This is a genomic window from Streptomyces agglomeratus, from assembly GCF_001746415.1.
Classification (GTDB): domain Bacteria; phylum Actinomycetota; class Actinomycetes; order Streptomycetales; family Streptomycetaceae; genus Streptomyces; species Streptomyces agglomeratus.
Genome location: NZ_MEHJ01000001.1, coordinates 8,089,795 through 8,115,239 on the forward strand (window position 1 = coordinate 8,089,795; position 25,445 = coordinate 8,115,239).

The following is a 25,445-nucleotide window of genomic DNA, read 5'->3' on the forward strand; positions in this document are numbered from 1 at the left end:
GTGAGCAGTCCCGCGGTTCCAGCAGTACGACAGATTGATCGCAAGGAAAGAAGGAGGTAGACGCCATCAGGATCGCCCGGGCGAGGAAGAATCCGCTCGGGTACCGAAGGCCCCCGGAAGGTAGGTGGTCCCCGGTCACGCATCCGCGATCCCCGCATTCCCGTCCATCCCCCTGGCGGAGATGCGGAAACAAATCCCGGCACAGCAGTAGCCGGTAGATGGTGTTGCTTTCCCGGGACCCTGGTGCCATGCGGCACCAGGGTCCCTTCATGGGCATGCAACCGCACGACGCCGAGGGCGGCACCTCCACCCCGATGCTGCTGGCCCGCTCCGGCCACGCCTCCGTCCGCTCCCTGGAGCGATACGCCCGCCCCGGTGTCGACGCAGTCGCCCGGCACGTCGCCCAGCGCGACCCCGCCGCCCGACGGAAGCGCTAACCTCGATCGTTCATGAGTCCCCGTCAGCTTGCTGACGGGGACTTTGTGTCTGTGTGGTGGGGTCTTTTCGGGGCTGAGGCAGGTGGAGGGCCCGGCTGTCGCGTCGGGTGGGCGCCGGGTTCCACTTCGCCGGTGTGGTGGTGCGGGTTGTTGGGACGGTCGAAGTAGCTGGTCAGCCAGGGTTCGGGAGGATGTGGAGCCTGTCGATCGCGTGGGTGATGACGTCGGTCCAGGGCCATCGGGCAGTGAAGCGGAGCCAGCGGCGGCGGCCGGTGTTCACCAGCTGTGCGGCGGCGGAGAACAGGCGCAGGCGGAGCTTCTTGGGTTCCCAGCGGCGGGTGGTGCCGGTCAGGGCGAGCATCGGCATCCAGGCGAGGAGGTCGAGTGCGAGGGAGACGATCTCCAGCCAGATCTGGTTCTGTGCGGTGTCGTGCAGGGGCAGGTTGCGCAGGCCGGTGTGGCGGGCGTTTCGGATGCGGTCCTCGCAGCGGGCCCGTCGGCGGTGACGCAGTTCGAGGTCGGCGAGCTGGCCGCCTTGGGTGTTGGTCGCGAAGCACGTCAGCCGCAGTCCGTCGAGGTCGGTGAAGCGCAACTGGGCGCCGGGGTGCGGGCGTTCCTTGCGGACGATCAGCCGCATCCCCTTCGGCCAGGAGGTGAGGTCGGGCATGTCGGTGATCTCCGCGACCCAGGCGCCGGGCCACTCGGTGCCGCCGGCGTCGCAGGCCGGCGTCCACGCCTTCTTCGGGATCTTCAGAACGGCCTGGTGGATGGCGTCGGTGATGGTCATTCCGACGGAATACGACAGCCACCGGCCCCGCCGGGAGAGCCAGTCCAGGAAGGCGTGGGTGCCGCCGGCGGAGTCGGTGCGGATCAGCGTCTTCCGGCCCCGCCGCAGGTGTTTGGGCAGTTGGGCCAGGGCGAGCCCAGTGGTGGTGATGTGATCGCTCGCGGTGTTGGAGCCTGCGTTGCCGGGCCGCAGCAGGGCGGCCACCGGCTCCCCGGACCCGGCCTGGCCGTGGTCGATGAACGCGACGAGCGGGTGATGGCCGAAGGTCTTCTTCCAGGTCGCGGTGGCGTCCTGCTTCTCGGAGTGCGCGAGGACCAGCACCCCGTCGATGTCCACGATCACGTGCCCGTCGGCGGCCGGACTGTCTTTACCGGCCAGCTCCCAGACCCGCGTGCGTACGTCGGCCCGCGCCGTACGGATCGCGGTGAGCGCCTTCGGCCCGGCTGTGGCGAGGGCGTCGATGAGCCGGGAGACAGTGGGGTCGGACGCCACCGGGCCGAACACGTCGGGCTCGGCCCGCAGCATGGCGACATCGGCCAGGCAGTCCCCGCCCAGAGCGACTCCGAGCGCGACATCCAGCAGGACCTTGCCCGGATCGTGCACCGTCCGCGGCTTGCGCCACGGCGCCAGTGCCGCCGATATCGCACCGTCCAGGCCCACCTTGCGGACCGTCTCGACCAGCAGCACCGCCCCGGCCTGCGAGACCACCCCTCGGCCACCGCCCTCGACGCGGACACGCGGGTACAACCCGATACGCTTGCTCACCTGGAGAGTGCTTCTTTCCGTGCAGCCAAAAGGACCCTAGACAAGTCCCATCGTTGCAGGTCAGGAGCACTCTCCGCTTATTTGATCAAGGTATGGACGAGCACGTTCGTGGAAGCGCGAGGCTAACGCCTCAAGATCAACTATTGGCGGCTGCTGGGCTCACCTCGGAACCCCTACGTGCCCTGCCGCACAATCAACCACTCGCGGCCTTTGGGCCCTCAGTAAAGCGCGCCACGAGTGCAAAGAGGCCCGGCTGAAGTGTGTCCGCCGTAACGAGAAAGTCCTCGGGCTGAACGCGTGCGCCGAGGCTGGCCCACCTTTCCGTACGAACATCGAGCCGAACGATGTCCACCTGCTCAGCACTCCGGAGCCACCGGGCGGCAGCGGAGTCACTCCGGTGAAATTGGAAAGCCACCGACACTGTGCCACCCCACTTGCCGCCCGCGGAGCTGAGAAGGCTGTACGGACCGCCAACGAGACTGAGTACTCCAGGCAGCGGAGGAGCGGCAAGCGGCTGCGCGATCATCAGCTGAGTCGGCCGGTCGAGCACATGCTCCTTGATCTCGACGCGGAAGCGGCCGTCAGCCGACCATACCTCCGCCCCGGCGCCAGCAACTTCCTCGAACCCTGTCGTCGTGATGCTCGACACCTGCCTCTGCTGGGTGTCGATGGCGGTTGCCTCCAGCACGATGGTCCCCGCCTTCGGCAGGTCGGACAGTTGCCCGATGTAAGTCCCCGATGAGGGGTCGTACCGGACCTGAGGGACCAGCGGGTCGCAGCCTGGAAGCAGCGCCCGGACATCCGGCGGCCTCGGCAGTGCCGCACCGCAGCGAACTCTGATCAGGGCTGCACGCGGTGCTAGGGCTGGTTCCACCGTCAATCCGAGCGCGAAGGGACTCGGGCGGAGCTCCAATGACAACCGCACATTGCCACCGGAACACTCGGCCGCTGTGACTTCGTGGCCTGCAGTCAGCAGTGAAAAGTTCAGGAAGCCTAGGCCCAAGCAGCGAATGCCGTCACCTTCGTGTACACCGGTGACCCTAATTTGCCCATCGGCCAGACCGATTGAATCGCGCCTATTGGTGGTCCCTTGGTAGACCGTTCTGCCATAGGTGGTGCGTAGGTAGACGTGGATGCCGTTGACCGGCTGACCGCCTCTGGTGACCGTGAGGATCACATCGCCGCACGGTCGCGGATGCGTCGTCTGCCCGAGGGTTACTCTGGTTTCCCAGTCTGTCACTGGGTTCACAATCGGGCCGATGATCGCGTTTCGGTCGAGGGGAGTGCGGATTACCCAGCGCTCGGGGTCCGCATCGTCGCAGTACTGGTTGAGGATCCGATCCCAGCAGGAATGGGCGCCCTGCGGCGTGCCGCGCACATGCGGGTTGTCCGGATGACCTGAGCAAATCTTGGTGGCCTCTCCCGGCCAGGCGCTGCGCATAATGCACGAGTCCTTCGGGCCTCCTTTGGCGAAGGGTCCTGTCGTGTCCGAGCTCTGGAGGGTGCAACGTGGGGGCCCCAACGAGTCGTCCCAGTCAACACCCGCTTTGTACTCGTCGCGGACGTGCAGCCCGTAATGGCCGAACTCATGCACCAGCACCCCGGCCACCATGGCGTCGCCTGGGTTCAAGTGGATATACCCGTTGGTTCCCGCGATTCCGCCGACCGTCGCAGCCGATGGTCGGTCCAGGTTCGCGTAGATGCGGACGTCTGCTTCATTCCAGAAGTGGCCGTCGTCATCAAGCTCAATCTGCTCAATGAACATCTGGCCGTCAGTCGCGTTGTATAGGAAATCGGAGGCTGCCTTCAGGCTGCTGCCGTAGTTCTGAAGCTGGGCGGTGGAGGCGTCCCAATCCACGGAGCCTCTCAGGTGGAATCCAACGAGGGGGTTGTCCGGTTCTAGCCGCAGGACCTGTTCCACGGTGGGGTCCGCTACGACGTGCAGATTGAGTGCCGCATTGTCGCCTGTCGCGTCGTGGATCAGCGGCGCGCTGGTGATGTATACCCGGAAAGCCCAGTCCTGGCTACTGCCATCGGCATGCGCCGATCGGTTGCTCGGCTTTTCGGAGATGAGCTTTCGAGCAACGATCTGGTCGCTAACCGACAATGGTGGGCTGATGTAGAGCATTCCGGGGGCGACGCCTTGGCCGGTCACGCCTCGCAGCACCCCATTGACGAATACCTCGGCGCCGGAGACGACGCTCGTGGTCATGACTCTGATCGGTGTGCTGTTCGTCAAGCACTGCGGAATTGCCCGGTTGATCGTGAAGACCCGACTCGCATCAGGAATAACTCCGAATCCAGCCTGCGCGAGCGAGGCTCCGGTTACGGGATCCCGCAGAACGATGAATGCTCGGACGAATCCTGCCTCCCCCTTCTCAACCTGATGGAGGAAATCGTCGGAAGTGAACGACAGTTCGTACCTCCCATCCCCATCGGTCTCGGCGGTTCCCATCGTGACTAGGTGCACGTATGCCTGGGGCGGCTCGCCCTGGGGGATGCACACCTCATGCAGGATCAGCCGGGCATAAACTTCGACCGGATGGTTCGCCACGCCGATCGCTGACCCGCAATTCTCAGTGATACGACCTCGGACTGTGTAGTCCGTCCCTGGAGGAAAGATCTCCTCGGGGGTCGGAGGGTCGCAAGGGACCGGGGGCGGCTCGCCGTCTCTAGGCCGCAACAGAGCATCGAGGTGCTCGAAGAAGTCTTCACCGGGCTCAGTCGTCACGCTCGCAGCCTATGGACACCTCCTTATCGGGGTGGATTATTCCGACGTATGTCGTCAGGAATCACCTGATCACCGAGTTCATGACCCAATCCGGCGAGCCGCCACCCTCGTCCTCCAGGCCCCCGCACCCGTGGTCGCCCGCACGCTCGGCTACCGACGACACACCGCCCAACTCGCCGCCGAGGCCGGAGGCTCCTGGCGCCACTATGCCCCCGGCGACCCACTCACGGTGAGCGCGAGCCCTCAACACACTGAGGAATACGCGACTCACGATTACGCGAGAACATCCGGCGCGGCTGACCAGGGATGACCGAAGGGGGTGGCCTCACGGATGAGGGACCCGCTGGTCGCGGCCTTCGCGATGCCCGCGGCCTGGACCGTGGTCTACCGCCTGGTGCGCAGAATCTGCGGGCGGGGGAGTGTCTAATCAACCTCTGGAGTTGCTCAAGTCCGCTTTGACTTCTAACGGCCGAGGACATGATCCATCCATGCGAGAAGCGAGTGCCTCGCTTCGGGGGACGGAAGGACGGTGGGGCGCGTGAAGATCTTGACTGTCGGCCTCGTGGTGATGGTGGCGATACTGATCGTGGGGCTGCTGGCGACCGTGGGCAGTCGTGTCGAGCGGCGACCGGTTAAGAGCGGGCGCAGCTGGTGGGTCGGTAATCACCGGGGTGGCTCCTCCTGGGGTGGAGGCTCCTCCTGGGGAGGAGGCGGCGGCTGCGGGGGCGGTGGTGGTGGGTGCGGGGGCGGTGGTGGTGGGTGCGGCGGAGGAAGCTGATCCACCCTTTTCGCACACCCGGCGAGCAACTGCCGCCGAAACGTACCCGGACAGGGCTTGCTTGACCCAGCTCGCCAGTCGCACGGAGGGTTAGGCGACCCCATACGAGGCGAGGCGGTTCGGGGTCGGTGCAGCGCGGACACGCTGGCGCGTGCCGCATCTCGGCTGCTGCGGCGTGACCCCGCGATCCGCTACCGGTATCACCGCCTGCGGCCAGGCCTGGCCGCTGCCCAGAACCTCGTCGACGAGTCCGCTGCAGGCCGCGCCGCCGCGCGCTGTCTCCTTGCGGGCACGTCCGTGACCACCTGGGCGACGGCCAGGAAGTACGCCTCGAACTCCAGATACTCGGGTTCTGGGGTGGGACGGCTTGGGGTGGGGGCCCCGGGCCAGGCGCGGTCCATTGGGGCCCCCGGGAGCGAGCAATCCGAAAGCAGGGAATGTGCACGCTTCGACCGGCTCAACAGCGCGGGTGGATCCCGGGTCACGGGCCCGGCCGGGTGAAGTGTGGTGGGCGGTGCCGTCTCGGTGAGGGCAGGGTTCTTGGGGGTGGGCATGCTGACGTGCAGGTGCCCGTGGTGGCGCCGGCAGACGTGGTGCGGGGCCAGGGCCCATCCGTCCATCCTTGTTCCCGCACCACGCTGTGCTGGCCAGGCACGGAGAATGCCCGGTTAAGGCAGTGTCGGGAGTTCCTCTTTCTCGTCGATTGCTGCCCCTGACTGGGGATCGTCAGGTAGCTAGCAGGGGCCGGCGGCAGCGGCGGCCGGCCCCGAGCCATGTAGCCCGCAGCCTGCTGGGCGCTGTCCATGGCCTGGCGCATCTCGTCAGTGATCTCAACGGCGTGATTCTCGCTCACCGCGCAACCTTGAACGACGTCACCAGCGATGGCCATACCCCGAGGTCAAGAGGGTTGGCCATCATCGTAAGGGCGTCTGGAGCGTCAGCTCGCCACCGGTGAGGTGGGTCGCAAGTTCTGCGGCCCGCTGTGCGGGTGGGCGTCATTCGGGTGGGGTGTTGTTCGGTGGGCGGTGGCGGTTGTCGCGGAGCTTCGTCAGCCCCCAGGTGGTGGCGCTGGCGAGGAGGGCGGCGATGGTGCTGCCGAGGACGTCGCGGAGGAGGAATTCGTAGATCAGTGCGGGCCAGTGCATTGCCGCCTCCCATAGGGGTGTTGTGGTGAAGTGGGTGCGGCTCAGCGTGCTGACTGCTGGGGTATGACCAGTGGGTGATGGGGCATCAGCCCTGGTGAGGGCCGGGGTGGGCGTGGACAACGGCTGGACAGGCCCGGACAAGGGCGCAGGGGGATACGGATGGCGCGGCAGCGGCTATTGCGGGGCAGGCCGCAGGCGAACCGGCTGGCGGAGTTCTTGTGCGGTATCACCGAGCCGCGCAAGCTGACCGTCCGTACGCTGGCCGGCCTCTTCCCCGACGGGCCGAGCGCTTCCACGTGGGCGACTTATCTCAACGGAACCCAGGTCATCCCCAAGCCGTTACTGGGCCGGCTGCTGACCATCTCTGTCACCGACCGCGCCCAGCGGGCCGGCTACGCCGCCGACGCGATGCGCCTGTGGAACGCCGCCGACAAAGAGTCCCGCCGACCCGAGACCGACACCGAAAGCACCCAGCTGGTACGCCTGCACCAACAGCTCACCGACGCCCTCACCGGGCAGGCCCGCGCCGAGCAAGTGGCAAGCAAAGCCAACGCCGCCCTGGCCGAGCTGCGCCACATGGGCGCTTACCTCGAATCCGTCATCAACCGCCAGAGCGTCGAACTGCGCGCCGCCCACGACCGTGAGCGCGGTGAGCTGGAGTACCAGCTCACCCAGGCCCAGGCCCGCCTGGAGCGCACGCAGAGCGAGCTGAAACGTGCTCAGCGACGCCGCTACACCGCCGAACAGGCCCAGCAGGCCCTGGCCCGTGAAGCACTGGAGGCCCGCGAACAGATCGCCCGCCTGCAGGACAAGGTCGCCCACCTCGGCGCCGGCCCCGAACCCGCCGCCCTGGCAGTCCCGGTGCGGGAGATTCGGCTGGAGGACTTCGACCACCGTCTCGATCTCATCAGCGATGACGCGGCCTTGGAGGACGAGGAGCTCGCCGACCTCGTCGACCAGGCCCACCTCGACCTCGACGACATCCCAGAAGACAGCCGGCCCCGCATCGTGACCGGCACCCTCATCCAACAGCGCACCCCACCACCCGGCACCCCACAGCCCCGCGCTCCGGCTGAGCCGGACACCGGCCGTGCGGGATTGTCCGAGACAATCCCGCACAACGCCGTGACCAGCACCACCACCCCCGCCACAGCGCCCCGGCCACACGACAGCCATCACGTAACCGGCGCCCAAGGCCCGCCCGCTCCGCCGCAGACAGGACCCGCCTCCTCGGCCCGCACTGAGCTCTTGGCCCGCGTGGCCGCCGGCCTGCACCAGCTCCACACCTGCCCAGACCGGCCCTCCGACGGCCAGCGCACCCCGAACACCGGTACCCCACCGGCTCGTACGCGGGCGAGCTCAGTCTCCTTCCGAGCGCCCCGCACCACCCGGCCGCGCAGCCTGTCTCGTCCGGCCCGGCCGTCCAGCCACGCGCAGCTGTACCCCGGGCTGGCGCTGTGGGCCACGTTGCGGACCCTGGTACTGGGCGAGCTGCCGGTCGTCTTCGTCTTTGTGGCGAGTTACGTGGTGGACGGCAGGGACCGAAACGGTTTCAGCGTCGCGGGGTGGATCGTCATGGTGGCAGGCGGCGCCTTCGCTTTCGCCCTGTCGTATCGCGTTCTGCTCGGCCGCATGATGTTCGGTGAGCCGGTGAGCAGCTTCAAAGCCGCGGCGATCCCTCTGTTCTTGCTCGGACTGTTCGGTGTGATCAGATACTGGCGCTCGGGCATGCCGTAAGGCCTTCGGCACCGCGCCTCCCGCCGCGACCGGCCCCGGCCCGGCTCGTGCCGAAGCGGATCCACCCGAGGCGCACCATGCGGTCGAACTCGCAGAGCTGCGCGGCGGCTGGCTCCGGCCCGAGCGGGGTGTCGTCGATTCCCGTCGCCGGCCGGCCGGGCGACGAGGAGCGATGCCTGAAACGAGCCGGCCGCCCGAGTAATGGTACAAGTTGCCGATTGGCGGATTTATATTCGGCTTTCAATCTATCTCACTGAAAGTCCGACAATCACCTGGCTGTGGTGGGAAGCTCTGCCGACAGGGCGAGGTGCGCGACGGTGCGCGGCTGCCCGGGGGAGGTCTCATGCGTGGATCGTTGTTGCGAAAGGCCCGTGGGGTGCTGGCGGGCTCACTGATGGCAGCCGGGATGGTCGGCCTCAGCGCGGCTCCGGCGAGTGCCTGGACGGGGGGAAATGTCTGGGTGAACTTCGGTAACTGGAACTGCCCGGCCGGCGGATCGGTGGTCGGGGTCTATTGGGGTGTTGACGCCTATTCAAGCGGCCCGGCCGGCGGCGACTGGGGTGACAACGTCATCTACCCGCGCGTCCGTGTGGGTGCCGGGGCGCACAACACCCTGAGCTACCAGACCATGTGCAAGAAATGGGGCTGGTACACCTATCGCGGCGTCGTGAGCCAGCGGAGTCTGACGCCGTACAAGTCGGGCCTCAGCTACTGGTACTAGGTCGCCTGTCGGCGGCGGGATCCGGTGAAGCCGGATACCGCCGCCGACTTATATCTCTTCCCAGCATGGTCGACTGAAGGCCTGAACACGGTCCAGGATGATCGCATGATCGACGTTTCTTCAGCTTTGCCTGCCCGGTTGGTCCCGGACGGGACGTCGCTTACCGGCTTCAACAGCGCGTACACCCACGCGAAGGACCGCGCGGTGCCTTTTGTCTGTGTCTCCCAGGGGCGTGGGCGCTGGACGGTGCAGGCGGATCTGCGCACCGCACCCGGATGGGGGCCCCTGGTGGAGGTGGAGGAGTTCCTGCACCGCACGTGCGGTCGCCTGGTGGACTGTGGTCTGGCCTGGCCGGAGTCGTCGGCCACGGCCACGGGCATCGTGCTCTACGGCCTGCCGAGCGAGCCGGCCGCCCGCACCCTGGCCTCCGCACTGCACGCCGCCCTGTACGGAGACACCAAGCCGCTCACCGCAGCCCAGAGACAGTGCTCAGGCCACTGAGCACGGCCGCGCGGCGACAGGCAGGTGAGCGGCCGCGGTGCATCTGCTGTACCTCTGGAGTCGGGGACCGTTCCGTCGGCCTACGCCGATTCGCCCCTTCGTGGTGGGTGGCTTTGCGGGAGTGATCCAAACTAATCGGCCTAGCTCGCACGGGGGTGAGGGCCCCTGGCCGGGGCGGGGCAGGGGCCCTCAGCGCGCTTCCGTGGGGGACGGATCGAGCACGCGTCTCCCGGACAACGACACCGGAGTTGGCCGGACACGGTGGTTCAGCCAGAGGGCCCTTCGCTCGTCCGGGGACGGGTGCTGGCGAACGTTCCCGGCGGGATCACGGGTAGTGCTGAAGGCTCTCGGCATCTTCCAGCGAGCCACGCCGTTCAGTTGTGGCGGATGCTGCGCCCCGGGACCGGCACGACCGGAATCACGAGGGACACCCTCAAGAAGCAGGGCAAGGTCCGGGTGGAGACACGCCTGGAGTCGGGACACCAGCTGTGGGTTGCTCACCGCTGTGCACTTCCTCTGCCGGTGGTGGCCGACAGAAGACGTTGGGTCGGCATAACCAAGTCTTCGAAGTTCGTAGGCCTGGTCATGGGGCGGGGTGGCCGCCCGCATCGGTAGTAGGCCGTCCGGTCTTTGTCGGGAGGGCCCTCGCCCGGCACCTCGCCGTGGTCGGTACGCGGGTGAAAAGCGTTTATTCACGGCTCGACTATTTAAATCTGCCCTATTTTTTGGGCGATCGCTTTCGGGACGCGTTTCATCGTTCAATCGTGGCCCGTTCCCACCTCGCCTATGCGGGCACTCAAGGGGCGTCACCTCGGGTGGCGGGAATCTGAGGTCTGTTTTCCCTGTCGGGGGATTGGCTGAAGCTCGCCATGGCGAGCCGGGACTATTCGGCCCTCGCGCGTGTCTTGCCAGGGGAATGTGGCAGTGGTGAGCGCTGACCGGGTATGCGGCTGGTATGTAGCCGAATACTGTCTTGGGCCAGACATGGCCGGGGCCAAGAATTGCCAACGCATTCGACCAGCCGAACGGGAGCGGCCGACCGGCCGTTTCTATGCTTCGGCAGCTGAAAACGTTGAGGAGACGACTATGCGCAAGCTCGCTCGCTTTACTGCTACGGCCGGCCTTGCTGTGTCCCTGGTGGGCGCGGCCCTCGCCCCGGCCGCCGCCCAGCAGCAGACGGCCAGCAGCCCGCACAGCTACACCTGCTCCAACCAGGGCGGCGGCCCGAACCACACAGTGAACTGCTCCGGCCTGATCACGGTCAACAACGTCCTGAACGGCACCACCGTCAACGTCGGGGACATCAACGTCCTGTCCGGCACTCAGCTCGACGACCTGGAAGTGGCCCTGGTCAACGTGGCCGACAACAACGTCAACCTGCCCGTCACCGTGCAGCTGGCGAACCTTGAGGCGGCCACGATCAGCACCTACCTGACGAATTTCGGCATCACCGTCCTGCCGGTCAAGGTCAACATCTGCGCCGGCAGCATCTGCGTCTGACACCACCACGCCCCTCGGCTGAGAAGCGCCCGCCCCGTTGGGCGGACCAGGAATCGTCACAGCACGTGGTCATTGACGTGTGGGTGGCGAGCAGTTGGACAGACGCTCGGCTGGCTTTCCCAGCCGAGCGTCTTGCGTGCGCGGGGGCCGGCACCCACGCCCGCCCGACCACCGCCGCAACATGACCACGGCCCGGCAACCGCACCCACCCGTCACGGGCCCGGTGCGGCGGCTGCTCGTCTGGCGCGACAGCTCACACTTCAACCAGTGGGAAGACAAGCCGTGCGTCCTGTGCGACCGGCCCACCCCGCTGCGCTCCCACAAGGGAGAGGCGGTGCAAAGGTCTGCGCCGAAGACTGGAACGCCGCCCACTCGACCGAGGTGCGGTTCGTCTCCGACGCGGAGCCCAAGTCTCGCGGCAAGTGTGATCACGCCTGAGCAAAGCAATGCCCCGGGGCGGGCTGTTCCGTCACCAGCAGATCGCCAGCCAGCCACCCCGGGGCACCCACAGCCTGCCCGAGGAAGGCCACCCCATGCAATCGCCCTCCCTTCAGTTCACCGCCATGCTCACCGCCCGCCAGAAGCCGGCCCCCTGGACCGGCCATGGCGACGCCGCCGTACGGATCGGCGAGCGCGGCCTGGAACGCGGACGGCCGCTCCCCGAGCAGCGGCCCGACGCCGACCCCGTCGCCCTGGTCCTCATCCACCCCGCACCGAGACCGCCCTCACCGGCACGCTCCACTGCGCCAGGACCCGCACCCACGGCGCCTGGACCGAGCCCTACCGACCCTTCACCCACGCCCTCGCCGGGCGCGACCTCCCGCATGACATCGACCTGAGCACCTGAGCACACGAAGCGGCCCCCGCCGTCCGGACCTCAATCCGGGCGGCGGCGGCCGCTTTTTTGTGTTTCCGGACGTCAACTGAAGCAGTACATGCCGGTCACGTGCTGGGGGAGGGCGTCGCCAGGCGCGCAAGGCCAAGCCGAACGCTGGGGGCCAGCTCTCCGCCCTGGACGCCCTCCGCAGCGCCGTGACGCAGTTGGAGGCCGCACATCGAGCCCTGGCCCCGGCCAACATCAAGAAGGCGCTCGAACAGGACGCGGACGAGACCGCGAAGGTTCTGGCATCAGCCAAGAGCACCGCGGACAAGGCTGCCGCGCGAGCCGGCGCCTCCCTTCCGCGATCGACGTGAGCTGAGCGGCCAGCGCTCAGCGGCGGTGGGCGCCTGAGACGCTTGTCGTGCCCGGTGGTGCCCATCTCCTCGAAGCCGATGTCACCACCGGGCATTCGCCCTCGCCGAAGCGCCGGGCCTCGCACAAGGCGGACGTGGGCAGGCCTCCTGGTTTCGGGCCTACTCCGTGCCCTATGGTTCCCCCGGCCACCGGGGCGTCACGGTCACTGTCTGCCCGGGGAGGTCTTGCCTGCGAGCCTCGTGAGTTTCGGCCCGGTCTTTCGGGCCTGGTTCGTCGGTACCGGGGTCCGGTGGCCCGGCCCGGCGATACCGTGGTGGCACACGCCAGACAGAAGCCTAGGAGTCCCGGATGAGCGAGCAGCCGGCCCTCGTGCCCGACCGCCAGCCCCTCGATGAGCATGCCGCCGCGTCCGTCCGCGCGTACGCGGCCGACCAGCGCGCGAAGGTTGACGTCCTCGCCTCGGTGCTGGAGGACATCGCCGCCCACGGCTACCCGTCCCCTCAGACGGGCGTGCTGTGGGAGGAAGCCCGCGATGGCCATCTGGAGCGCCTCGCCGGTGAGCAGCCCCGTGTCGCCTGAGCATGCGCCGCGCCGGTCCCAGGTTGTCCTGGTGGAGCCCGCGCTGAGCCAGCTGGCGAAGCTGACGGCTTCCGAGACGCACCGCCTGGACCGCGCGATCGTCGCGATCAGCGTCAACCCGGAGTTGGGCACCCCGGTGCCCGGCACCCTGCTGCGCGACTACGTCGACGACGTCGACGGGGTCCGCGTCATCTACTACGTCACGGCCCTTCGGCAGATCACGATCGTGGCGTACGTTGAGGCGTAGGGGCCTCCCGAGCACCCGTGCGCCCCGGACCACTAGTTGGTCCGGGGCGCTGCTGTATCTCGCTGCGGTGCAGCGCGAGGGCGGTGGGCGGTGCTGCTCGGTGGTCGACTATGGGCAGGCCGGGTGCACGGGGTCAGCTGCTGCTGCCGGTGGCCCACTGCTCCATCGCGCTCGGGTCCTTCTTCACAGGGTGTCGCGGCGGGACTGCGCGGTGGCCCGGGTGGCGCCCATGGAGCTCGCCAGCGTGCCGTACGAGCCGCCCTGTGCGGCGTGTTGGCGTACCGCGGCGTCCCGGATGCCGTCGGTGCTCGCCCCGCCGGCGCGCAGCTGCGTGAGGCCGTGCAGTACGGCACCGAGCCGCATGGCCATCTGTCCGGCGTCGTCGCCCAGGGCCTGGGCGACGGTGGTGGAGAGCGGGATCGTGAGGTCGGGGACGGGGTTGGGGTGCTCGGTGGTCATCGGCGGCCTTTCCAAGGGGAGGTACGGGTGCGGGGCGGGGTTCTAGAGCCAGTGGAAGGCGCGCCGGACGTCGCTCGCGGCCCCGGAGAGGTTGTCGGCGTGCAGCCGCTCGTCGAAGTCGTACGGGTCGTCGACGGCTTCCATGACGCGCTCGGAGGCGGCGTCGAAGACGCTGGCGAACGCCTCGTGGACACCGGCGGCCTTGAGGGCCTGGACGATGTCGTCGTGGTCGGCGCCGCCGCGCCGGACGGCGTCGGCGAGCAGGTTGAGCGGGCTGCGGCCGGGGCGAGCACGGCCAAGTCCTCGCCGCCGGTGGTGCCGGCGGTCCGTTCGGCCGACGTCTCGACGCTGCTGATCCGGGCGAGGGCCTTCGACTGCTGCTCCATGGGGACTCCGATCTGGTGCGTGGGTGCGAAGGGGAGGCTGTGGTGACCGGAACCTCCGGAGGCGTATGAACTTCAATACGCCTGTATTGAAGTTCATACGCTCAGGGAAGGGGGCCGCTCATGATTCTTTGCGGCTCACCCCTGACCTGCGCGTTTCCCGCCCGCGGGAACCGTGCGTCCGGATCTGACACTCAACGCCCGTACACGAAAGCGGCGCCCCACCCCTGCCGAAGGGGTGGGGCGCCGAACGAGGCGGGTGACAGGCTGGGCCCTGCGCCGGTGGATCTTGGGTCACGGGCCCGGTCGGGTGAAGCGTGGTGGGCGGCGCCGTTTCGATTGGGTCAGGGCCGCTGGGGGTGGGGCAGGCCTGCGAGCAGGTGCCTTGGTGGCGCCAGCAGGCCAGCGTGGTGCGGGGCCATCCAGCCACCCTCGGTTCCCGCACCACGCTGTACTGGCCAGCTCGGAGAACGCCCGGTTAGGGCCGTGTCCCGAGACGCACCTGCTGCCCGCGTTCAGGCGGCCTTCCTCCAGACCGAGGATTGACCGGCGTCCGCCGCCGCGTGCCGGGTGGTCAGAGCCAGGTGCCTTCCAGGGCGCGGCGGTCGGCGGTGAGAGCGAAGCGGCGTACGGCGAGGATGAGTGCCCGCTCCAGAGCACCGCCGCTTTTACCCGCAGCGGTGTCATCGGCGGCGGGGAGCAGTTCGCGGCGGAGCTCGTCGACGGCCTGGCCCACGATGGCACGGACCGTGGACCACCCGACCTGCCCGGCCTGGGTGGCTGCGGTGAGCCGCTCGGTGACAAGGGTGGTGAGTTCGTCGAGCCGGCCGTGGACTTCGCGCAGCGCACGCTGCGACAGCCCCAGATCCACCAGCCCGGCCGCCCCTGTGTCACCCGCCGGTGACACCCCGGCAAGGACACCGGCCGCGCCGATCGCCCTGCTCAGCCCTTCGGCGGACTCCGCGATGTCGATCAGCCGGTACGCCTGCGCCCTGCTGATCCCCAGCTCGCCCTGCGCGTACTCACCCCACCCGCCGTACCCCAGAGCCACCACACCCGCGCCCGGTGCGCGTCGCGCACCCGCTGCGCCAGCACCACAGCCGCCCGCCGCGCCTCACCGATCGCCGCACGCAGCTGCTCGGTCAGCCGGACCGCATCCACCCGGCCCACCGGTTCCAGCACCGGCCCCTGACCTGGTTCGTTCGAGGAAGCCACAGCTCCATGGTGCTCCGTAAGTTGTTAGGCGGCCCGGGAGGGCCGGGTGTGGCTTATGGTTCTAACGCGAAAGGACCAAAGGGGAACGTCATTCTCATCGGCTCGACTCAGGGGCATAACGCGGCCCTGAATCAGGCGGTGGCGAGCGCGTACGCGAAGGGACTGGTTGTCGTCGTCCCGGCTGGCAACCTCGGCCTGGACGCCTGCAACTACTCCCCGGCCGGAGCACCCGGCGCGGTGACGGTCGCCGCCACTACGCAGCGCGACAAGCGCCTGCTGCTCTCCAACCAGGGCAAGTGTGTGGACGTACTGGGCCCCGGCGAGAACATCGTCTCGGCAGGGCCCGGCGCTACGACCCGCACCCGGTCCGGGACCGCGATGGCCGCTGCTCATGCCGCCGGCATCGCGGCGACCGTCCTCTCCCAAGGAACCCCGGCCAATCAGGTGGACGCGAAGATCAAAAGCCTGGCCACGAAGAACGCGGTAGCGGGCTTCAACAGCGCGACGCCCAACGCGCTGCTCTTCAACGGCATCTCGGCGTAGAGGGTAGGCCCCGGCCCTCTGGGTACCGGCTGCCTGCGCCGAGCTGCTCCGGCACGGCGCAGGCCCGGAGCTCCTTCAGGTCCGGGATGTGGTTGTAGAGCGTGCCGGGGGAGACGCCTAGCAGCTTCGCGATCGAGGTGATCGAGCGGCCCGGGTCGGGCAGCAGGTCCCGCGCGGCACGCAGCGCCTCCCGAACTCATCAACATTGATCATGTGGCGGACCTGCGATGTGCCTCCCGAAGCCGTCGACAAACGACTCCCAAACTCGCGTACAAAGCCACCCTTTCCTACTGTCGATTCCATGGGCCACTTCTGCGCCAAGTGCGGGTATCGGTACCCGGACGATGCGATCGAGGAGACGACGGAAGAGCGTCAGTGTCCGCAGTGCGGGAGCAAGCGAGTCAGCGCTGAAGCACCTGCTGGCCTCGCGACTGTTTCCGCCACGGCTTACGCCCCCGAGATTTGGGTCGCGGCCCGTCTGTGGCCGCGCTGGGCCAGTATTGCGATCGACCGGGCGCTGGCGGCCCGCGTGGCTCGTGAGCAGGCTGTGGCAGCGACCGACCCCGCTGCGGAGTCTTCCGCGCTGAATGAGGAGTTCGACGCTGCGCTGGTCGCCGTGGCCGCCTCAGCGCACACGCTGGATGCCCTCTACGGCTCGGTGGTACCGGCAACGAGTCGGGCCCAGTGGAGGAGCAACCGCACCAAGCGGCGCACGGCGGTCCACGAGGGCCTGAAGCTCGTGTTCGCTACCGGGCCCCGCAACGCCGCCTGGGGCGACGAGTTCAAGTGGCTGTTCTGTCTTCGGGACGCGTCGGTTCACCACGAGGAGAAGCCCAGGAAGACGGTTCCCCATCCGTCCCTGGGCACGCACACCGGCCCGGAGTACGCCGCCTACTCGACGGAGTCAGCAGACCGAGCGGTCAGGTTGATGCTGGACGTCTTGCGCCGGTGTGTCGACCATCCGAGGCCCCAGGCGCCCACTACCGGGCCCCAGGCCCCCACTGCCGATCGGTGGGCTGAGGACAACGAGCCGGTAGTGACAGGCCTGGAGAGCCGTTGGGCGTCGGCGTGAGCGTTGGCGACCAGCGGTCGGTCGGCTTGTGACCACGTTTCGGCCCTGAGGGGTGGCAGGGCCCTCACAACGCGGTCCGTGGGGGACGGCTTGGGGTGGGGGCCCCGGGCCAGGCGCGGTCCATTGGGGCCCCCGGAGCGAGCAATCCGAAAGCAGGGAATGTGCACGCTTCGACCGGCTCAACAGCGCGGGTGGATCCCGGGTCACGGGCCCGGCCGGGTGAAGCGTGGTGGGCGGCGCCGTATCGGTGAGGGCAGGGTTCTTGGGGGTGGGGCATGCTGACGAGCAGGTGCCCGTGGTGGCGCCGGCAGACGTGGTGCGGGGCCAGGGCCCACCCGTCCATCCTTGTTCCCGCACCACGCTGTACTGGCCAGGCGAGGAGAATGCCCGGTTATGCCGCCCAGTCGAGTCCCAGCCCGGCGAGCTGCTCGCGCTGCCCCTGGCTCAGACCCCCACTCCGATGGGAGTACGTCTCCCTCAAGATCAGGCGGCACGGCCTGAGCGGGCTTGCCGCTCGCAACACCGCACGCTTCGCCCTGGCAGCAGATCTACCCGCCTCGATCTTGGCTGGTCTCACGGGCACCAGCATCAGCAGCTCCACGCGCTGGACGAACTTCGTCAAGCGCAACTGGACTGACTACATCGCCAGCCGCGCGCAGGACCGTTCATGAAGCAAGCCTCCTTGCACCGGCTGCCTGGACTCAGCGCATCCCGGGCAGGCGACGCAACTCGTTGACCTTCATCAGCCGGGCGAGAAGGAGGTACCCCAGGGCTGTCGCGAGCGCCCCGGCAGCCAGTGCGACGGCCGTAGGCCACGTTCCACTTCCCAGTTCCGCGCACGCACGCGCTGCAGCCCAGCCCAGCCCTGCAGCCGGGCCCGCAGCGGAGAACAGTTTGGGTGTAGCCCTTCTGCAGGGACCAACCCGCTCCGGGTATCGGTGCGCAGGATTTGCTCAGTGTGACTGCTGGCGGCGGTCGAGTACCTCAAAGTGGGCTGACCGCTCTTCGAAGTCCGAGAGCATGGCCCGGGCGGCCGCGGGCACGTGCGCCTTCTCATAGTCCGCTCCCATGAACGCCTCGCCAGAGGCCAGGTCGTCGAACCACATCAGGGCCATGAACTCGACCTCGCCTTCCCGCTCGCGCCGGATCAGGTCGATCGACTGGAACCCCGGGATGCGCCGTTCTTCGATTTCGGGGATGACCTGCCCCCCCGGACGATGCGCTCGTACCCGTCGGCGTTTGTTCTTGTGGTCCAGCCATGCCACAGATGACAGATCACGGGCGGAGTCTAGGGCGCACTCGCGACGCCCTGCTCGGGATTCGGCCCGATCCGGGGTCGTCGCGACGCGCATGTCGCCGCCCGGTCAGAGCGCCTCCAAAGCCCGGAGGGACTCGACGAGAATGTGCGCTTCGGCGCAAAGCGGTTCGAGCTGGTCGATGAGTCCCTGCCGGACCTGGTTCTCAGGGTTCGTGATGCGCTCGCTGATGCGATCGCGGGACTGTTCGAGCTGCTCCCGGTATTGCGCCAAATTATCCATCAGATGATCGACGACATCGGTTCCCTGAACACCTGTTGCAAGCGTGAACTGCTCCTTGATCGCGGCGACTTCGGCGTCCATCGCGCCGATCCACTCGTCCTGGAGAACTTGCAGGGAACTGATGCGGCCTTTCCGGCGCTGAACACCGATGAAGACCAGAGCGGCGACCCCGGCGACAAGGCCGGCGGGCGGGAAGAGCGTGCCGGCCGCGGCCAGACCGTACAGCCAGCCCCCGCTGGCTGCGACGGGTGTGACGATGCCGACCAGCGCCGCTGCCCGCTGCACCACATCGTGGCGGGTAGTCGAACGCCGGCTTTGCTGGGGAAGCGAGAAGAGGCTGTTCACGTCAAGAGTGAAGCCCGGAAGCCGTCCCGCGAGATCCTTGTCGCCGAAGACCTGGTCCACCGCTTGGACCAGGTCCTTCTTGAAGCCCTCGAACTCCTCGGTCCACAGCGTCGCCGGACCGGCAGGCCCTTCGATCCATGTACGGAGCGCCTGGGCCTTCGACACCTGAATCTGGTTCGCCTTGGCGGGCCTGTTGAGGTCCGTGGCCCTGATGACATCGTCCAGCTCGGCGTGGAGATGGGCGGACAGTCGGGTGAAGGGGCGAACGGTCCGCGCGATGCGGTTTTGGAGTTTGCGCTCAAGGTCCTCGCGCATGCGCGGCAATGCAGTGTCGAGGAGCTCCAGTCGCTGCCGCTCGCTCTTCAGTAACGCCTTGAGCTCGTCGATCTCAAGGCGTTCGTCGCGCAGCCGCATGGTAAGTGCCTGGTGCCGCGGGGTCATGAGGATCCGGGCCTCCGTCGCCACCGCGGCGATGTGCCGGGCGCCGGTCCCGGTACTGATCAGGTCCTCGATCGCCTGGCGCAGTGTCTCCATGCGGCTTTCGGCACGCTGCCGCTGTGCTGCGGCCTCCGCTCCCTCTGCACCGAGCTTGTCCGCACGTGCTTCCAAAGCGGGGGAGACAGGCAGGAAGCCTTCACCGATGAAGCCGAGATCCGGCTGGCCGTTCGGCAGCGTGAAATTGTCTCGCAGGTAAGTGTTGTTGCGGGCGATCGTCGCCTTCCACTCCGGGATGTTCCGGAGGTCGAGATTGGCTGCCGCGTCGATGGCGGTGACCACCCACACCACCCGCTTCCCTGACAACAGGTAGTGGTCGTACAGGAAGCGGATCAGATCAAGGTCACGTTCCGAGAGGGTGCGGCTAGCATGCGACACGTACATGAAGCAGTCCGCGTCGGCCATCGCGGTCCGGACGATCATGTCGTGGACCGGATTCGGGGAACCATAGCCGGGCAGGTCGTAGAGTTTCGCCGGAAGCTTGGCGCTGGCGAGCATGATCTCAAGTTCGGCCACCTCACGTCCGCGGTGATGCCTGAGCCGGTCGGTCACATCCGCATCCTGCATCGCATACGCCGCGATCACAGAGGGGGCCGGGGAGTTCCCCACCTCCTCCCACCTGTCCTCGCCGGAATCCGTGAAACGCACCCGCAGATAGCCAGTGCCCGAAGCGTCGAAGCTGGACTGGTCGTCCACCGGAACCACACTGGCGGGACACGCAGTGGTGGGGACGGGGGATGAAGGTAGGAGGCCCACGAACTTGTCCGCCGTGTGACCGTCGGCGGTCGGCACCTCGACCAGCTCAAGCCCGCCCTGCAGGCCACTGAGAAGGAAGCTCTTGCCGGACGAGAAAGCACCCAGCAGCGCCACGTTGATCAGGGTTGAGGCCGCACGTGTCCTCAGCCGTGTCATCGTGCCCGCGTCGCTGAGGACCTCCTCTGGCCATTCCGCCGGAGTCTCAGGAGCGGCTGACGCGGCGCGAAGCCACACCTCGCACCGATCGAGAACAGCGCGCAACTCGTTGCGTACTTCGTCTACGTCCCTCGGCACAGTCACGGCACAGGTATAGCCCAGGTCGGCGAGGTGGTGTGAGCATTCACGGAATTCCTCAGGTGGAGTGGGGGCGCAGGTGGGTACGTGATTGCGGAATGGGTGCGGCTCTTCTGCCGTGAGCTGGTGATGCCGTGCGCCGTTGCCCTTCGTGGTCGGACGGCGGATCGTCGTGTCCCAGAGTGCGGTCTTGGAGGCGGCGATGGTGTCGTGGTTGGAGGAGCTCGAGCGGCGAGAGGCTGCGGCGCGGGAGAAGATCGGTGAACTGCGCACTCGGATCGAGGAGTTGGACGGACATCTTGCCGAACGGGAGATGGTGCTGTCCCGGTTGGAGATCACCCGGGAGACGATGACGGAGATTCTGTACGGCGACGAGACGGTCTCCGGGCCAGGGTCCAGGGCGGAGCCGGAGGCCGGCGGACCGGTGGAGGTGTCGCGGCCGGAGGCGGGAGAAGACTGCCCCTTCGGGATGGGGTCGCCGGTTGGAGTGCGGCTGGTGCCGCCGTGGACGCCCGAGCTGGCCGTGGGGGTGCTGCCGCGTTCGTACCAGGACATTGTCGAGGTGCTTGCGGACGCGGTGCGTCCGATGCGGGCGCATCACATCTGTGCCGCGCTGGGTCTGTCGACGGACAAATGCAAGGTGGAAGGCTTCCGGTCGAAGCTGAAACGGCTGGTCGAGCGGGGCTGGCTGACGGAGGCGGAGCCGGGACTGTTCGCGCCGCGGCCCGCGGTGACGGCGCACGCGCATGCGCCGGAGGAGGGCCGGACGGAGGCTTCGCGTCGCCGCGCCGGTGTGGGGTCGGGCTCTCGTCCCTAGCGTCGAAGGTGCCAACCGATTCCACGCTCGAAAAGCGAGAGCCCGATGCCTGGAGCGTATGCGGCCGCCGCGGCGGCTGACCCCTTTGACCGAGCCGCTTCTTTCCTCACTTCCCTCATCGATTCCCTCTCCCGTCCCGAAGCACTGCTCCTATCCCATGAGCGGGTGGAGGAAGACGCCGAACAGGGGGCGAGGGAGCTGGCCCGCCTCCTCCTGCAAGGCCACTTGGACCTGCGCGCCCGCCGGGAGGAAGCCGAGCTGTCCGCCCTGGACGCGAACGGCCGGGCCCAGCTCGCCGCGGACCGCACCCGGCTCGAGAAGGGCCACCGGCGCCAACTGTCGACCGTGGTCGGGCCGGTGACCGTCACCCGGTGCCCGCTGCGCGCCCCGGGCCTGCCTAATTGCTATCCGGCCGACCAAGTGCTGGGGCTGCCACGCGAGCGGCACAGCCTGGGCCTGCGCCGGCTGGCCGTGCTGGAAGCCGCCCGCGGCTCCTACGACCATGCCGTGGAGGCGATCGAACGCCGCTGCGGGACACCGACGGTCGGCAAACGTCAGGCCGAACAACTCGTGCAGGCGGGCGCGGTGGACATCGCCGCCTTCTACTCCGCCCGCACCCCTGCCCCGGCAGCCAGCACGACGCTGCTGGTGCTCAGCGTCGACGGCAAGGGGATCGTGATGCGCCCAGGTCATCTGCGGGAAGCGACACGGAAGGCAGCGGAGCGTGCGACGCGCACGTTCCGCACCCGGCTGTCCGCCGGGGAGAAGACCTGCCGCAAGCGGATGGCCACGCTGGCCGTCGTCCACGACGCGGATCCGGCTCCGCGCCGGCCGCACGACATCATCGCCCCGCCCGGAGGCCGCACCACCCGCCGCGCCCCGCGCAAGGGGCCCAAGGCCCGCGCGAAATGGCTCACCGCCTCGGTGGAACACGACGCGGACCAGGTCATCGCCGCCGCGTTCGACGAGGCAGAAGCCCGTGATCCGCAGCACCGCCGGTGCTGGGTGGTCCTGGTCGACGGCGCCGAGCACCAACTGGAGTTGATCCATGCGGAAGCCGCCCGACGAGGCGTCACCGTTCATGTCGTTCTCGACATCGTCCACGTGATCGAGAAGTTATGGGCGGCCTCGCGGTGTTTCCACACCGCCACCGATCCCGCCGCCGAGACCTGGGTCGGGGCCAAGGCCATCCGGATCCTGGCCGGCGACGCCTTCGGCGCCGTCGCCGGCATCCGCACCGAAGCCGACCGGCTGGGCCTGTCCGCAGATCAACGGGGTGCGGCCGATAGGGCCTGCCGCTACCTGGAGAACAACGCCGCCTTCGTCCGCTACGACGAGGCCCTCGACGCCGGATGGCCCATCGCCAGCGGCATCGTCGAAGGAGCAGCACGTCATCTGGTGGCCGACCGTCTCGATATCACCGGCAGCCGATGGAGCGTCCCCGGCGCCGAAGCCGTCCTCACCCTCCGAGCCCTCATCAGCAACGGCGACTTCCCGCAGTACTGGACCTTCCACACCCACAGAGAACGCGAACGCCTCTACCCCAGCCCGAACAGCACAACTACGAACTCCACGCCTGACCGGCGATCTCACTCCAAGAGAGCCGCACCCGTCGCTGGTGGGGATGGGCTCCTGTCTGGAACGGCATGCGGCCTCGGGTGCGTCGGCCGGCGGAGCCGCTGCGGCCAACGCGTTGAACTGCTGCGGAAGGGCTTGCTGCCTCGCCCCCGCGCGCGGCAGCCGACGCGTACCCGCCCGGACGGCCGCTGTGGTCTTCCGGACGGTCTGTGCGCTGCGGCAGGAGCGGGCCGGGCTGTTAGAGCCATTTGTTGCGGCGCAGGGCCCGGTAGATGACCGTGCACGCGCTCACCATGACTATCCAGACGGCTGGGTAGCCGTAGGGGGATTTCAGTTCGGGCATGTGCTCGAAGTTCATGCCGTAGACGCCGACGATCATGGTGGGGACGGCGATGAGTGCGGCCCAGGCGCTGATGCGGCGCATGTCGGCGTTCTGCTGGACGCCGAGCTGGGCGATGCTGGCGCTGAGCATCCCGGTGATCAGTTCGTCGAAGGACAGGATCTGTTCGCTGACCCGCTGGTGGTGGTCGGCGACATCCCGGAAGTAGGTGGCCACCTCCTTCGGGATCTGCGGGACGGTGCCCTCACTGAGGCGCTGCAGCGCCGGAGTCAACGGCATGACGGCGCGCTTGAATTCCAGGAGTTCGCGCTTCAGCTGGTAGATGCGCCCGGCGTCGACGGGCCGGTCCGGGGAGAAGACCTCGCTCTCCAGGGTGTCGACATCACCGGCGAAAGCATCAGCCACCTCGAGGTAGCGGTCGACGACCATGTCCGCGACCGCGTGCAGGACGGCCGCGGGCCCGCAGCCCAGCTGCCGCGGGTCGTCTTGGAGCTGCTGGCGGACGCCGACAAGTGACGGGGCGCTGCCGTGGCGGACAGTGATCACGTACCCGGGGCCGGCGAAGACCATGATCTCGCCGGTGTCGACGATCTCACTGGTCGCGGTGACCTTCTCGTGGTCGACGTAGACGATCGTCTTCAGCACCAGGAACAGCATGTCGCCGTAGCGCTCCAGCTTGGGCCGCTGATGCGCATGGACGGCGTCCTCGACCGCGAGCGGGTGCAGGCCGAAGGCCCCGGCAACCTCCTGCAGCTGCTCTTCGCTCGGCTCGTACAGGCCGATCCACGCGAACCGCCCCGCCTGCGGGTCTATCCGCTCCATGATCTTGCCCAGGTTCACCTGCCCGGGGATCCGCTTCCCGTCCTCGTACAGCGCGCAGTCCACCACCGCCGACGGCAGACCCCCACCCTCACTACCGTGCCGCGCCGCCATGTGCTGCCTCTTGTCTGCCGTCGAACGTATAGAGAGGCAACCTACCCGCGACCAGCGAATGATCACCCCGGGTGCCAGCGCCGCAGGGCTGCTCCCACCGGTTCCTGACGACAGCCTCACGGCTGAGCGTGAGTTTCCTAGGCCGGCCGGCGCCTGCAAGCCAGCCAAGTACGAGAGGAAGCCCCAGTATGACCAGCTCCGTCTTACCGAGGGAGAGCCTTCACATCACCGCGGCCGCCGTGCCGCTGGCCGGATGGACCGCCCACACCGTCGTCCTTCACCGGCGCCTGGCCGCCGCCCAGCGCGATCTGTTGACCGGCACCCTGCGCCGCGAACCCTTACGCGGGCGCAGCGGATCCTCGAGCGCCACCCGCACGACGCGGTCCTCATCCTCGCTAGTGGAGTACGTGCGGGTTCCTTCACGACTGCGTGACACGGCGGAGCCGCATCTCAGCAGCTAGCTCCCTCCGTGGCGGCCCTTCACTCGTTGGTTTGGGATCTCCGCAGTAACTCGCAGATTCCACGAGTGATCCCTGTAATTTCCGGGATCGTGTCAGATTCCGAAAGTCGTCTGCTTACGCTCCTCCGCCCGGAGCGGGATCCCGCCGCTCCGGTGGACCCGGCAGCCGTGGCGGTGGAGTCCGGGCTGGCGGACGTCGTGACGCTACAGCGACGCCGACAGGCCCGGATGTCGGCGCATGACGAGGAGAGCTTCTTCCTCGACACGCTCTCGGAGTACCAGTGGGCCCGGGACGCGGCAGGGCTGGCTCCGGCCACGCTTGATGGTCTGGTTAAGCCAGTCATCGAGGTGTGCGAGTACTACGGCACCGTCCCGTGGCAGCTGTCGCCGAGGGAGGTTGACCGGTACTTCGCGGGCCCGGGGAAACGGGCGTTGTCGACTCTGCGCGCGAAGATCAACAAGATTGATGCGTACTTTGCGTTCCTTGAGCAGCGGTATGCCGGTGAGATCATGCGCCGGTTCGGTGCTGCCGTGGAGTCGCCGATCGACCTGTTCACCGGCCTCGGCACCGTGGGGACTTCGGGCTTCGGATCCCGCCGTCGCAGGCGGCGATGCGCGACTTCTTCGCGCGCTGGCGCGAGGACCTGCCGAACGCACGGAAGTACTTCGTCGCCTGCCGCGACTACGTGATGACCAAGGTCGCGTACCTGTCCGGTGTCCGCGCGGCGGAGCTGTGCGGGGTGTGCCTGGGTGACATCTGGGGTCGCTTCGTCGTCCAGGGGAAGGGGTCCCGCGGTTCCGGGCCCCGGCCTCGCGAGGCGTATATGTTCCAGGAGGGGCGTGCCCTGCTGTGGTGGTACATCGAAGAGATCCGGGGCGAGTTCGGGGACGACGCCGAGCACCCGCGGGCGCCTCTGTGGCCGTCGGAGCGCAAGCCGACTGCGGTCGCCGCGCTGAATCTGCCGATCGCTCCGGCGATCGTGCCTTCCACCTTCCGCCGGTCGCTGCACGTCGCAGCCACGAATTACCTCACGGGGCCGGTCACAGACCTGTTCCCGCACTTGCTGCGGCACGTTGTCTCTGCTTAGTTTCCG

Annotated in this window: 22 protein-coding genes and 3 pseudogenes; 15 read left to right on the top strand and 10 right to left on the bottom strand. The window is 68.0% G+C overall.

Going from position 1 to position 25,445, the window contains the following annotated elements; genetic code table 11:
- Nucleotides 1-248 precede the first annotated feature (248 nt).
- On the top strand, nt 249-437 hold the full coding sequence (locus AS594_RS35575; RefSeq protein ID WP_079148819.1) for a PmrA: 189 nt from the start codon (nt 249-251) through the stop codon (nt 435-437).
- A gap of 172 nt (nt 438-609) precedes the next feature.
- Here AS594_RS35575 and AS594_RS35580 read toward each other — a convergent pair whose 3' ends face one another.
- From AS594_RS35580 to AS594_RS45015, 3 genes are all read right to left on the bottom strand, one after another.
- Nucleotides 610-1,989 (bottom strand): IS1380 family transposase, encoded by a 1,380-nt coding sequence (locus AS594_RS35580; RefSeq protein WP_069935788.1) that lies wholly within the window; start codon nt 1,987-1,989, stop codon nt 610-612.
- Nucleotides 1,990-2,182: 193 nt separating this feature from the next.
- A complete protein-coding gene (locus tag AS594_RS35585; RefSeq protein WP_141747209.1) occupies nt 2,183-4,720 on the bottom strand; it encodes a hypothetical protein in 2,538 nt (845 codons plus the stop codon).
- Nucleotides 4,721-6,493: 1,773 nt separating this feature from the next.
- Nucleotides 6,494-6,643, bottom strand: a complete 150-nt coding sequence (locus AS594_RS45015) for a hypothetical protein (protein ID WP_167368099.1) — start codon at nt 6,641-6,643, stop codon at nt 6,494-6,496.
- Nucleotides 6,644-6,802: 159 nt separating this feature from the next.
- On the opposite strand from AS594_RS45015, the gene AS594_RS35590 reads away from it, so the two are divergent.
- The 8 genes from AS594_RS35590 (at nt 6,803) to AS594_RS35620 (ending at nt 13,123) form a co-directional block, all read left to right on the top strand.
- Entirely contained in the window at nt 6,803-8,380 is a 1,578-nt protein-coding gene (locus AS594_RS35590) for a hypothetical protein (protein WP_141747210.1), read from the top strand.
- 460 nt (nt 8,381-8,840) lie between these two features.
- Complete coding sequence (locus tag AS594_RS35595; RefSeq protein ID WP_069931494.1) at nt 8,841-9,101, top strand: hypothetical protein; 261 nt, start codon at nt 8,841-8,843, stop codon at nt 9,099-9,101.
- Nucleotides 9,102-9,206: 105 nt separating this feature from the next.
- Nucleotides 9,207-9,602 carry a hypothetical protein gene (locus AS594_RS35600; RefSeq protein ID WP_141747211.1) on the top strand — a complete coding sequence of 132 codons (396 nt, stop codon included), beginning with the start codon at nt 9,207-9,209 and terminating at the stop codon, nt 9,600-9,602.
- A 1,086-nt stretch (nt 9,603-10,688) separates the two neighbouring features.
- Entirely contained in the window at nt 10,689-11,102 is a 414-nt protein-coding gene (locus AS594_RS35605; RefSeq protein ID WP_069931492.1) for a preprotein translocase subunit TatB, read from the top strand.
- Nucleotides 11,103-11,635: 533 nt separating this feature from the next.
- The gene (locus AS594_RS44090) at nt 11,636-11,941 is read left to right on the top strand and encodes a hypothetical protein (RefSeq protein WP_141747212.1); all 306 of its coding nucleotides are present in this window, start codon (nt 11,636-11,638) and stop codon (nt 11,939-11,941) included.
- Between the two features lie 193 nt (nt 11,942-12,134).
- Nucleotides 12,135-12,296, top strand: a complete 162-nt coding sequence (locus AS594_RS45020) for a hypothetical protein (protein ID WP_167368100.1) — start codon at nt 12,135-12,137, stop codon at nt 12,294-12,296.
- A gap of 349 nt (nt 12,297-12,645) precedes the next feature.
- A complete protein-coding gene (locus tag AS594_RS35615) occupies nt 12,646-12,876 on the top strand; it encodes a hypothetical protein (protein ID WP_069931490.1) in 231 nt (76 codons plus the stop codon).
- Nucleotides 12,866-13,123: a hypothetical protein gene (locus AS594_RS35620; RefSeq protein WP_069931489.1), complete on the top strand. Its 258-nt coding sequence runs from the start codon at nt 12,866-12,868 to the stop codon at nt 13,121-13,123. The genes AS594_RS35615 and AS594_RS35620 overlap by 11 nt, the downstream gene beginning before the upstream one ends.
- A 183-nt stretch (nt 13,124-13,306) precedes the next feature.
- On the opposite strand, the gene AS594_RS35625 is transcribed toward AS594_RS35620, so the two are convergent.
- The gene (locus AS594_RS35625) at nt 13,307-13,582 is read right to left on the bottom strand and encodes a hypothetical protein (RefSeq protein WP_069935792.1); all 276 of its coding nucleotides are present in this window, start codon (nt 13,580-13,582) and stop codon (nt 13,307-13,309) included.
- A 99-nt stretch (nt 13,583-13,681) separates the two neighbouring features.
- On the opposite strand from AS594_RS35625, the gene AS594_RS35630 reads away from it, so the two are divergent.
- Entirely contained in the window at nt 13,682-14,014 is a 333-nt protein-coding gene (locus AS594_RS35630; RefSeq protein ID WP_141747213.1) for a hypothetical protein, read from the top strand.
- A 525-nt stretch (nt 14,015-14,539) separates the two neighbouring features.
- Here AS594_RS35630 and AS594_RS35635 read toward each other — a convergent pair.
- On the bottom strand, nt 14,540-15,019 hold the full coding sequence (locus AS594_RS35635; protein ID WP_069935794.1) for a hypothetical protein: 480 nt from the start codon (nt 15,017-15,019) through the stop codon (nt 14,540-14,542).
- Nucleotides 14,938-15,180: a hypothetical protein gene (locus tag AS594_RS45025; RefSeq protein ID WP_167368102.1), complete on the bottom strand. Its 243-nt coding sequence runs from the start codon at nt 15,178-15,180 to the stop codon at nt 14,938-14,940. Before AS594_RS45025 ends, AS594_RS35635 begins: the two co-directional genes overlap by 82 nt.
- A gap of 6 nt (nt 15,181-15,186) precedes the next feature.
- Between AS594_RS45025 and AS594_RS45030 the strand changes: the two genes are divergently transcribed.
- Both AS594_RS45030 and AS594_RS35645 read left to right on the top strand, forming a co-directional pair.
- Complete coding sequence (locus AS594_RS45030) at nt 15,187-15,723, top strand: S8 family serine peptidase (RefSeq protein WP_276207471.1); 537 nt, start codon at nt 15,187-15,189, stop codon at nt 15,721-15,723.
- 301 nt (nt 15,724-16,024) lie between these two features.
- Nucleotides 16,025-16,795, top strand: coding sequence for a zinc ribbon domain-containing protein (locus AS594_RS35645; protein ID WP_069935796.1), 771 nt, complete (start codon nt 16,025-16,027; stop codon nt 16,793-16,795).
- Between the two features lie 953 nt (nt 16,796-17,748).
- On the opposite strand, the gene AS594_RS35655 is transcribed toward AS594_RS35645, so the two are convergent.
- Entirely contained in the window at nt 17,749-18,060 is a 312-nt protein-coding gene (locus tag AS594_RS35655) for an antibiotic biosynthesis monooxygenase (protein WP_079148823.1), read from the bottom strand.
- Nucleotides 18,061-18,159: 99 nt separating this feature from the next.
- Nucleotides 18,160-20,043, bottom strand: coding sequence for a dynamin family protein (locus AS594_RS35660; RefSeq protein WP_167368103.1), 1,884 nt, complete (start codon nt 20,041-20,043; stop codon nt 18,160-18,162).
- A gap of 385 nt (nt 20,044-20,428) precedes the next feature.
- On the opposite strand from AS594_RS35660, the gene AS594_RS35665 reads away from it, so the two are divergent.
- A complete protein-coding gene (locus tag AS594_RS35665) occupies nt 20,429-21,040 on the top strand; it encodes a hypothetical protein (protein WP_240509317.1) in 612 nt (203 codons plus the stop codon).
- Between the two features lie 45 nt (nt 21,041-21,085).
- Nucleotides 21,086-22,594: pseudogene (locus AS594_RS35670) on the top strand (ISKra4 family transposase); the annotation flags it as partial.
- A gap of 85 nt (nt 22,595-22,679) precedes the next feature.
- Here AS594_RS35670 and AS594_RS48100 read toward each other — a convergent pair.
- Both AS594_RS48100 and AS594_RS35675 read right to left on the bottom strand, forming a co-directional pair.
- Nucleotides 22,680-22,866 (bottom strand): annotated as a pseudogene (locus tag AS594_RS48100) (DUF6411 family protein); the annotation flags it as partial.
- Nucleotides 22,857-23,891: a magnesium and cobalt transport protein CorA gene (locus tag AS594_RS35675; protein ID WP_069935800.1), complete on the bottom strand. Its 1,035-nt coding sequence runs from the start codon at nt 23,889-23,891 to the stop codon at nt 22,857-22,859. The pseudogene AS594_RS48100 and the gene AS594_RS35675, both read right to left, overlap by 10 nt.
- Nucleotides 23,892-24,504: 613 nt before the next feature.
- Between AS594_RS35675 and AS594_RS35685 the strand changes: the two are divergent.
- Nucleotides 24,505-25,424, top strand: a pseudogene (locus AS594_RS35685) (site-specific integrase); the annotation flags it as partial.
- Nucleotides 25,425-25,445 lie beyond the last annotated feature (21 nt).